Annotated in this window: 5 protein-coding genes; all 5 read left to right on the plus strand. The window is 35.0% G+C overall.

Annotated elements, in window-relative coordinates:
- Nucleotides 1-479 precede the first annotated feature (479 nt).
- Complete coding sequence (locus ACP6PK_RS18300; protein ID WP_426561488.1) at nt 480-2561, plus strand: thioredoxin domain-containing protein; 2082 nt, start codon at nt 480-482, stop codon at nt 2559-2561.
- Between the two features lie 250 nt (nt 2562-2811).
- Nucleotides 2812-3972 (plus strand): endonuclease NucS domain-containing protein, encoded by a 1161-nt coding sequence (locus ACP6PK_RS18305; protein ID WP_426561489.1) that lies wholly within the window; start codon nt 2812-2814, stop codon nt 3970-3972.
- A 959-nt stretch (nt 3973-4931) separates the two neighbouring features.
- Nucleotides 4932-5885, plus strand: a complete 954-nt coding sequence (locus tag ACP6PK_RS18310) for a glycosyltransferase family 2 protein (RefSeq protein ID WP_426561491.1) — start codon at nt 4932-4934, stop codon at nt 5883-5885.
- Between the two features lie 1007 nt (nt 5886-6892).
- Nucleotides 6893-8818, plus strand: a complete 1926-nt coding sequence (locus ACP6PK_RS18315) for a cation:proton antiporter (RefSeq protein ID WP_426561493.1) — start codon at nt 6893-6895, stop codon at nt 8816-8818.
- A gap of 230 nt (nt 8819-9048) precedes the next feature.
- Nucleotides 9049-10488: a protein kinase domain-containing protein gene (locus ACP6PK_RS18320; RefSeq protein WP_426561495.1), complete on the plus strand. Its 1440-nt coding sequence runs from the start codon at nt 9049-9051 to the stop codon at nt 10486-10488.
- Nucleotides 10489-10726 lie beyond the last annotated feature (238 nt).

Raw genomic sequence — 10726 nt, forward strand, 5'->3', positions numbered from 1 at the left:
AAAATATTTCATTTTGCCGAAGATTTGGGAATTAAGGTCAACATATATTTATCTCAGTCAAAGAATGCTTTTTTCAGTCAAATATTTAGTCTACTCCCTCTAACTAAAAATAGAAAACAATCAAACAGCTCTAGTTTTACATCTAGGATATAGAAGGCAAGCAAAAGCATTTTTATTATTCAATAAACAGTGAACATTAGAATTAAATTATAAGAGTTTATATAAATAAAGTCAAAAAAATATTGTAAGGATTCAGCTTTTCCAGGGGAATGCTACGCAATTATAGACTAATAGACATCTCCAATAATAAAAAATAAAATCAATTATTCCATAGAAATCATCACTTATTTCCTCCGACTCTCTACTCCTTACTCCCTACTCCCTCTTTTTACGTTATAATCTTCAGGAAAGTTGATTATCCATACTTAAAAACACTCAGATAATTGACAATATTATCCGTAATTAAGGGAAACATTAATATGACTAATCGTTTAGCTAAATCCCAAAGTCTTTATCTTCGCAAACATGCAGAAAATCCTGTAGATTGGTGGCCTTGGTGTGAGGAAGCTTTAGAAACTGCGAAGCAACAAGATAAGCCGATTTTTCTATCAATTGGTTATTCAAGTTGTCACTGGTGTACTGTTATGGAAGGAGAGGCATTTTCTGATGAGAAAATCGCTCAATATTTGAATGAAAAATTTTTACCAATTAAAGTAGATAGGGAAGAAAGACCTGATGTAGATAGTATCTATATGCAGGCATTACAAATGTTAACTGGACAGGGTGGTTGGCCGTTAAATATATTCTTAACTCCTGATGATTTAATACCTTTTGTTGGTGGTACTTATTTCCCTGTTGAACCTCGTTACGGACGACCAGGATTTTTAGAAGTTTTGCAAAAAATTAGAGGTTTTTATGACTTGGAAAAAAACAAACTTCACTCTTTAAAAACGGAAATGTTAAATGGTTTAAGGCAGTCAGTTTTATTACCAGAAGCAGAAGATTTAAGCGAAGAAGTATTACAAAAAGGTTTAGAAGTTAGTACAGCAATTATTAGCGATCGCTACTCTCAACAAAGTTTTCCCATGATGCCTTATGGTGAAGCAGCTTTACAGGGAACAAGGTTTAATTTTGAATCTCAATATAACGGCAATGAAATTTGTTTAAAAAGAGGATTAGATTTAGCTTTAGGCGGAATTTATGACCATGTTGCGGGTGGGTTTCATCGTTATACGGTAGATGCTACTTGGACAGTTCCCCACTTTGAAAAAATGCTCTACGATAATGGTCAAATTGTTGAATATTTAGCTAATTTATGGAGTGCAGGATATCAAGAACCAGCTTTTAAACGGGGAATTATTGAAACAGTAAATTGGCTAAAAAGAGAAATGACTGCACCTGCCGGATTTTTCTATGGTTCCCAAGATGCTGATAGTTTTACTACTCCAGATGAAGTCGAACCAGAAGAAGGAGCTTTCTATGTTTGGAGTTATAAAGAATTAGAAAATTTATTAACTTCGGAAGAATTATCTAAACTATCAGAACAATTTTTTATCACATCTAATGGCAACTTTGAAGGAAAAATTGTCTTGCAAAGAAAGGAAGCAGGAGAGTTAAGTGAAACTGTAGAAAATTCTCTATCTAAATTATTTGAAGTGCGGTATGGTGCTAAACCTTTTAATCTAGAAACTTTTCCACCAGCAACGAATAATTACGAAGCAAAAAATAATAATTGGTCTGGCAGAATTCCCGCAGTAACAGACACTAAAATGATTGTTGCCTGGAATAGTTTAATGATTTCTGGTCTGGCAAGAGCAGCTACAGTATTTAACAACTCAGAATATCTAGAATTAGCCGTTAATGCTGCTAATTTCATCACCAAAAATCAGTGTGTTGATGGACGTTTTTATCGGCTAAATTATGAGGGAAAACCTACAGTAATTGCCCAGTCAGAAGATTATGCTTTGTTTATTAAAGCATTGCTAGATTTACAGCAAGCTTCGATTAGTTTAGAAACTTCATCAAATGGTGATTTTTGGTTAGAAACAGCAATTAAATTACAAGATGAATTTGACGAATTTTTATGGAGTCTTGAAGCAGCAGGTTATTACAATGCTCCTACAGATGTTAGTGGAGAATTAATATTACGAGAAAGGAATTATATTGATAATGCAACTCCGGCAGCAAATGGCATAGCAATTTCTAATTTAGTACGTCTATCTTTGCTAACTGAAGAATTACATTATCTTGACAGAGCTGAGTCAGCCTTAACAGCTTTTAGCAGCATAATGAAAAAATCTCCCCAAGCTTGTCCGAGTTTATTTGTCGCCCTAGACTGGTATAGAAATCAAACTTTAGTCAGAACTTCTGAAGTAGAAATTTCTAATTTAATTACTCAGTATTTTCCTACTGCTATTTATAAGAGAGAAACTGATTTGCCAGAAAATTCTGTAGGGTTAGTTTGTCAAGGTTTGATATGTAAAAAACCATCTTTAAGTCAACAGGAATTATTAGAACATTTAGAGCAAAGTCAAAATCGTTGGGCGAAAATTGATAATTAATAGTGGGTAATGGATAATTGATAATGAAAACTATAGTGTTTTCAAATGAGATGTCAATATCTCAAATAAAAGCGCTATATCTCTAATTATTAATTATCCATTGTTTTATATTCTTTACCATTGCCCATTGTCCCAAACCTCCATAGCTTTTTAATAGCAGTCTGTTTCCACATCTCAAATAAAAACGCTATATTTCTAATTATCAATTATCAATTATCCATTATCCATTATCCATTATCCATTATTTTATATGTTGAGTAACGCATCTTTAAAAAAGACTGGCTCAGGATGGGAATTTGCCAGTGAGGAAATTTTAGAGGATTTTCTTTATGAACATTTGGAAATTTTACTAAGTTTGAATGTCTTAGACAGACAATATATTGTGAATAGTCAAAGGTGCGATATTTTAGCTGTTGATAGTCATAAAAAATTAGTGGTTTTGGAGTTGAAAAATGTTGAGGATAGGGGAATTGTTCAACAGTTGACTCGTTATTATGATGCTTTATTAGATGAGAAACCTTTTAGTGACAAAGTTGATTATCAGCAACCTGTAAGATTAGTAGCAATTACTCCTAGTTTTCATCGGGATAATTTTACAGATAGAAAATATCATACTCTTGATTTTCAGTTTTTAGAGTTTTCTGTTATTCAAGACGAGGATAAGTTTTATCTCTATTTGAAAGATGTTGATAATGAGGAGATTTCAAAGGTAATTATTCCCTATCAAGAACTAGAAAATGATTTAGATATACCAGTTCCACCTAAAGCACTTTTGAAAGTTGTAAATAATTTAGATGGTCAACAGCAGGAAGAGATTTTTAGGGTTCGACGAAAAATTCTCAGCTTTAACCCTAAAATTCAGGAATTTGCTTCTGCTGGAAGTATTAAGTATGGAAGTGGTAGTGGTAAAAGCAGTAAATTTTGTGCTGAATTTTTCTTAGAGAAAGGTGAGTTAATACTATTTCTCTGGATACCATATAAAGGTGGTGAAAGTTCGAGAATTGGCAGAGCAATAATTTGGACGAATTGGCAAGATAAAGCTTTGATTGAAGGTTATGTTTCGAGTGGAGTAGAAACAGAAATTAATAGGTATAAAAGGAGTATTAAAAGATTAATAGAAGCAATTGAAATAGGAGGATATTTTTCCCAATTTATACTTGGTAGACATATCTGTAGTTTACCAATAAAAAGAAGTATAACCGATAAATATATTAAGGAAGTTAATAGAATTATTAAATATCCTAAACACCCAAAACCTTTGACTAGGGAAGATATAGAGTTATTTCAATATCATAAAAATCTGTATGAAGCAAGAACAGGACAAGAATTACAAACAGAAGTTTTAGATGCTTATAAATCTCTAGACTCATTAGTTGATTTAGCTCTCCAAAAATGGTTAGAAAGAATTTGAAAAAATTATAGCGATCATAAATGATTTGTGAAAAAAACTGTAATGGTTATGAAGATATGGAGTTATTTAGGGATGATAAAAAACTATGGAAAGCAACAACATGACAAGAATTAAAAACATAATTTTTAGATGCTGATAAATCTCTATATTCATTAGTTTTAGATGCCGATAAATCTCTAGAATCATTAGTTTACTTAGCACTCCAAAAATGGTGAGAAAGAATTTGAAAAAAAATTCTAGCAATCGTCAATCATTTCTGAAAACAACTCTAATAGTCTGGTTTTTTCATCCGATTTTTACTAGGGTTGGGAGACCAAACACCCTAGGATAAAATAGTACAAATTATGCAGATATGGAGTGATTTAAGGATTGTCAAAAACGATGGGAAGCAACAACAAGACAAGAATTAAAAATACAATTTTTAGATGCCGATAAATCTCTATAACCATTAGTTTACTTAGCACTCCAAAAATGGTGAGAAAGAATTTGAAAAAAAATTCTAGCAATCGTCAATTATTTCTGAAAACAACTGTAATAGTCTGGTCTTTTTATCCAATTTTTACTTGGGGAAAGAAGACCAAACACCCTAGGATAAAATAGTACAACTTCTGCAGATATGGAGTAATTTCAGGATTGTCAAAAACGATGGGAAGCAACAACAAGACAAGAATTAAAAACAGAAGTTTTAGATGCCGATAAATCTCTAGAATCATTAGTTGATTTAGCACTACAAAAATGGTGAGAAAGAATTTGAATAAAATTTATATCAAATCCCACTTATTCTCTAGAAAAAAATATAAGTAACACTACTCAAAAATTAAATTATTGACTCACGCTCCACACATTTGCTAAAATACACTTAATATTCTTAATTCATACAATTATGTATGACCGAGAAATAAGGTCTCAAACCTCCGACCTCAGCGGTCGGTACTGATAACTAATAACTGATAACTGAAATGACCCAACCAATATTATCAATTATAGTCCCCACAAGAGAAGGACTTCCCGAATATTGGATCGAATCTCTGTTAAAAATTAACGGAGATGTAGAATTAATATTAGTTCATCCTCCAGGAATGAAAAAACTCCCAATTAGCGACCCCCGAATGCAGCAAATAAATAGCTCATTTCGTGGAGAAATAATTCAAAGAATGACTGGACTAATGAATGCTTCAGCTCAATATATTTTAACAGTAAATTGTGATGAACTACTTCATCCAGATATTGCAGAAATAACCAGACAATATTTTACAAAATTCCCCGATAGTTGGGTTTTAAGACTTAATAGAAAAGACGTAACATACGGTGATGAAGCAGGATTAAAATCTCCTTGGGAGACAGTATCTAATATTGATGAGATGAAGACTTGTGGTGTAAGTACCGGAGATCAAAATTTACAGGACCAACCAAATTATATGGTGGAAATACCCATAGCTCCCTTGCATAATAAATTCGATCCGTTTTGTATGTTGAGGGGAAGAAAAGATCACCATGGACGTCATACAGAAAACTTTGATAAAAAAGTATGGAAAAATGAAATGGTACAAGCAACTTTAGCAGATATTAGAGATGCTATGATTTTGTCTGGACCGTTCAAATATTTTCCTTTTTGGTGTCTGGATAGATTATTAGGACTTTCTATTCAAGCAAAGTATTATGAACAAGGAAAAATCATTGGTCATATACTGCCCAAACCAGAACAAATTAGGATAGAAGATAATCCTCCTGAATACAGAAGAACTAAAAGATTTTATGTATTTGCAGAACTTTTGTTACTGAAAAATAATCCCCAATATGGCTATCTCTGGAATTTAATTTTAGCTCAATTTGCCGATATACCTGTGAGGGCAATTTCTTCTATCAATAGACGGTTATCTGAAAATAAAATGCAGAAAATTACTAACGGATAAATTAGCAAATTATCGTTTATTAATTGATAATCGATAATGGATAATTACCTCTGGTTAAAACCTTACCGAAATTGAATATAAGGAAATACCTAGCACTTTTTTTCTCTTGAAATACAAGGTTTTATACCTTTATTTTTCGGTAAATCTGAGAGATGGCTAGAGATCGTCAGAGGTCAGGTAGGAGAGCCGTAAGATTCTCTACTTACAGGAGTCAGGAATAACAGGGAATTTACTCTAAGAAATTGTTAGACTCAGGCTCTCTTTAATTAATAAGTCAATTAGTCAAAGACACATCTTATTCTAAAGTCTTTCAATCATATAAAATCTGGTTGAAGAGTCGTCCGCAGCGACGAAGCGGAAGCAATCTCCGGACACATAAGAGATTGCTATCCGTTCCGGAATGCTCCGCAAACCTTCCACTCTGTTCCAGTCGCTGCGGACGCAAGCTATAGTAATTATCCGGATTCTATATCACTCAAATTACTTGTGACATTCTTTATTAAAATTTATATTATACCATTTGGATAAATATTTGCCCTACATATTCATATCCGGTGTTCCCTATCAATACTTTTTCGTAACATTATTTTATCAAATTGTTACTATATATAAAAATTATCTCTATATACTGCAACAGTGAAAAATTAAGTGGAGTTGCACTTTGGTTAATAGTAGTTATAATACAAATGAGATTTACATATTGAAGGAAAAAAATGGGCAGGAATTAGGCACTATATACAAAATTACATATATACAATTATATAAGGGAAAAAACAAATTGATGAAAAAGTAAGAAGCTTGCTCGTTAAATTGTTTGATGTAAATAAATCCTCGGAAAAACTGGGTTTTAAATAAAAAACTAATCAATCAAAAAAATAATAAATTTATCCCTTAATCAGAAAAAAATATATATAAACTAACCAGCAAAAATTAAAAGAGAAAATTTCAGAGCCAAAATCTGAACCCTTAGCAAAAAAAAGCTGGTAAGACTGGGAAAAAAAACGCTTATGGAAACACCATTTAATATAACTCTGCTGATTATCCTGACAGTAGCCAGTGGTATAGCTTCCCAAGTTGTGGCAGCCTACCTTAAAGTACCTGCAATTGTCTTTTTGCTACTATTTGGTATTTTAGTAGGTAAAGATGGTCTGGGCCTAGTACATCCAAACCTATTAGGTAATGGTCTAGAGGTTGTAGTCTCTCTATTTGTAGCCCTAATCCTGTTTGAGGGTGGCCTCAATTTGGAACTAAGAGAATTAGGAAGAGTTTCTGGCAGTATCCGCAACTTAGTCACCATAGGGACATTAGTCACACTAATTGGTGGAGGTATGGCTGCTCACTGGTTAGGAGAATTTCCTTGGCCAATCGCATTTCTTTATGCCTCCCTAGTAGTAGTTACAGGGCCAACAGTAGTGGGACCATTGCTCAAACAGGTATCAGTGGACCGAAAAGTAGCTACATTGCTGGAGGGAGAAGGAGTTCTCATCGATCCTGTAGGAGCAATTCTAGCCGTATTGGTACTGAATATCGTTTTAAATGAAGGTGCTGACCCTGTAGGATTATTTAGAGACCTAGTTGTGCGTTTAGGAATGGGTACTATTATTGGTGCAGCAGGAGGTTGGGTACTTGGGTTTAGTCTGAAAAGAGCAAAGTTTCTCTCGGAAGAACTAGCAAATTTAGTGGTTTTAGCTGCTCTTTGGGGAATGTTTGGCCTAGCAGAACAAATTCGTAGCGAATCAGGGTTAATGACCACAGTAGTAGCAGGAATGGTAGTTGGGGCAGCCGAAATACCAGAGTTAAGACTAATAAGACGGTTTAAAGGTCAATTAACAATGCTAGCTGTTTCGGTATTATTTATCTTGTTAGCAGCAGACCTATCTTTAGCAAGTGTAGTGGCTCTAGGTTGGGGAAGTGTATTTACAGTTTTAACCTTAATGTTCTTGGTTCGACCCCTCAATATATTACTCTGCACCTGGAACAGTCAGCTTAATTGGCGACAAAAGATGTTTGTGAGTTGGGTCGCTCCCAGAGGGATAGTTTCCGCTTCAGTTTCCTCTCTGTTTGCCATATTGTTAACCCAGAAAGGTATCAATGGTGGTGATTCTATTAAAGCTTTGGTGTTCTTGACAATTATGATGACGGTTTTTAGTCAAGGACTAACCGCAAGGTTTGTGGCTCAATTTTTGGGAATTACTTCTAGTGCTGCTAAAGGTGCTATTATAGTTGGTTCAAATCCTCTATCTCGATTAATTGGCAAGATATTTAAGGATAGGGGTGAATCAGTGGTACTAATTGATACAGATGAGGAAAGTTGTAAGCAAGCAGAGACAGAAGGTTTACAAGTATATAAAAGTAGTGCGTTAGATACTAATGTCCTAGAAAAAGCTGGTTTAGAATCAGTAGGAACTTTCTTAGCAATGACTAAAAATGGGGAAGTAAATTTAGTTTTGGCTCAAAGAGCAGCAGAAGAATTTAAGCCACCAAGGGTATTAGCTGTTTATCCAAAAAGTCCCCAACAGAAAAATCATAATAATAGTAAAGATAAGGTTCAACAAGCATTTACAACTGAGTTAAATCTGAAAAGTTGGAATAAATACCTCTCTGACAAAGAGGTGAAATTAGGTGAAACAGTTCTGAAGCAATTGGGATTTGAGTTTCAAAAGACTCACCTCAAAGCCATGATTAAGTCTGGGGACTTTATACCTATTTTAATTGAAAGGCAAGGAAGTCTTCAAGTATTTCCAGCTACTGAAAATTGGCAACCAGGCGACCAAATTATTTATTTGCTTCATGACCCGAAACCTAAACTTCTGAAACGATTATCTGGTTCTCAGCAAAAAGGTTTAACTATGGAAAGACATCCGGCAGTTGAAGAAGTACCTATTCCTACTGTAGTTCTAGAAACTGACTCTGAAAAAATACCAGCTAAATAGGAAGTGTGGGAAGTGTGGGGAGTGTGGGGAGTAGGGGAGTAGGGAGCAGGGGAGTAGGGGAGTAGGGAGAAAGAGTATAGATAAGGCAAAACTACTTAAGTTCTCAAAAAAATGTATTTTTCAATGCACTTTAATTCTCCTGAAAAAATCTCTCAAAGATTTACACATAATTTGTCTATCTACTTCAGTAGGAGGTACTGATAACTGTTAACTGTTAACTGATAACTGAAATGAGCTACTGTCTCAATTCTGAATGCCGAAAGCCATATAATCCTTCTGAAAATAGATTTTGCCAAAGCTGCGGGGCTAAATTGCTACTGGGCGATCGCTACCGTGCTATTAAACCTATTGGTCAAGGTGGTTTTGGGAAAACTTTTTTGGCTGTGGATGAACATAAACCTTCTCTTCCCAGGTGTGTAATTAAACAGTTTTTTCCCCAAAATAGTGCTAATGCGGAAAAGGCTGCTGAGTTGTTTCGTCGGGAAGCTATTAGACTTGATGAGTTGGGTCAACATCCTCAAATTCCGGAATTAATGGCTCATTTTCAACAGGGGGAGCAACAATATTTAGTCCAAGAATTTATTGATGGGCAAAATCTGGAACAAGAATTGGTTGCTAATGGGACTTTTACAGAAAATCAGATTCAGGAATTACTTTGGGATTTGTTGCCTGTGTTGGAATTTGTCCATGAAAGGCAGGTAATTCATCGGGATATTAAACCAGAAAATATTATTCGGCGCAACTCTATTACGCTTCCTGATGGTGGAGGGGAAATTAAAGGCCAGTTGGTGTTGGTGGATTTTGGGGCAAGTAAGGTAATTACAGATTCTTCCCTAGGCAAAACTGGAACGATGATTGGTAGTGCGGGATATGTGGCCCCGGAACAGTTGGCGGGGAAGGCGGTTCCTGCTAGTGACCTTTATAATTTGGGGGTTACTTGTGTTTATTTGTTGACTCAAGTTGCGCCTTTTGAGTTGTTTGATGTGGTTGAGGGTAAATGGATTTGGCGACAATATTTACAGTCTAATATTAGTGAAGATTTGGGGATAATTATTGATAAGCTTTTGGCTCCGAATATTAATCAAAGGTATCAGTCTGTCGAAGAAGTTTTAACAGAATTAGAGTCTGTTAAATATCAGAAAAGTTTTGCTAATTCGGCTTCTCAAACAGGAAATAATAATCCTTCCTTACTTACAAAAATGTTAGGAGGAATTCCCCAAGTTATTAAAGGTCGAATTATGCAGGAGTTTGGTAAGACTGAGGAGGCGATCGCTGCTTATGACCGAGCGATTAATATTCGACCTCATAATTATGATGCTTGGTATAAGAAAGCTGAGGTTTGTTATCAGTTGAAACGTTATGAGGAAGCGATTTTTTGTTATGAAAAGACGGTAAAGTTACAACCGAATCATTGGCAAGGGTGGCGGAGTTTGGGTGTTTTGTTTTATCAGTTTAATAGATTTGAAAAGTCTGTGGAATGTTATTTTAAGTCTTTGGATATTCAGCCGGAGCAACCGATGGTTTGGTTGTGGTTGAGTTTGGCAATTAGGAAGTCTGGAGATGAACAAAAAGCACAAATGTGTTTGGAAAAGGCAAGGCAATGTTTACCTAATAGTCCGGTGGAAACTGCAGAGATTTTATGGGAAGCTTGGGAGAAATTGGTTCGGTAGTTTTGGAAGTGAACAAAATTATGTCGATATAAGGGCAAAGGGCAAATGGCATTTGCCCCTAATGTGTCTACTGAAATGAAAACTGCTGTAAATTTGGCTTGGGGCGGGAGATTAGGGCGGGTTCCACAGGAAATTCATCAGCAGTATCGTTAAATTAAATAAACCCGCCCCCAGATCCATTGGGTGGGACGGGGCGGGTTTATAGAAGTCAATCAGTTATAACAAGGTTTCTGGTGAA

The organism is Dapis hubbardiae BLCC-M172 (assembly GCF_050016015.1).
Taxonomy (GTDB): domain Bacteria; phylum Cyanobacteriota; class Cyanobacteriia; order Cyanobacteriales; family Microcoleaceae; genus Trichodesmium.

Coding starts and splice junctions, on each gene's coding strand:
- ACP6PK_RS18300 (WP_426561488.1), top strand. CDS start 480: ATGACTAATCGTTTAGCTAAATCCCAAAGTCTTTATCTTCGCAAACAT.
- ACP6PK_RS18305 (WP_426561489.1), top strand. CDS start 2,812: ATGTTGAGTAACGCATCTTTAAAAAAGACTGGCTCAGGATGGGAATTT.
- ACP6PK_RS18310 (WP_426561491.1), top strand. CDS start 4,932: ATGACCCAACCAATATTATCAATTATAGTCCCCACAAGAGAAGGACTT.
- ACP6PK_RS18315 (WP_426561493.1), top strand. CDS start 6,893: ATGGAAACACCATTTAATATAACTCTGCTGATTATCCTGACAGTAGCC.
- ACP6PK_RS18320 (WP_426561495.1), top strand. CDS start 9,049: ATGAGCTACTGTCTCAATTCTGAATGCCGAAAGCCATATAATCCTTCT.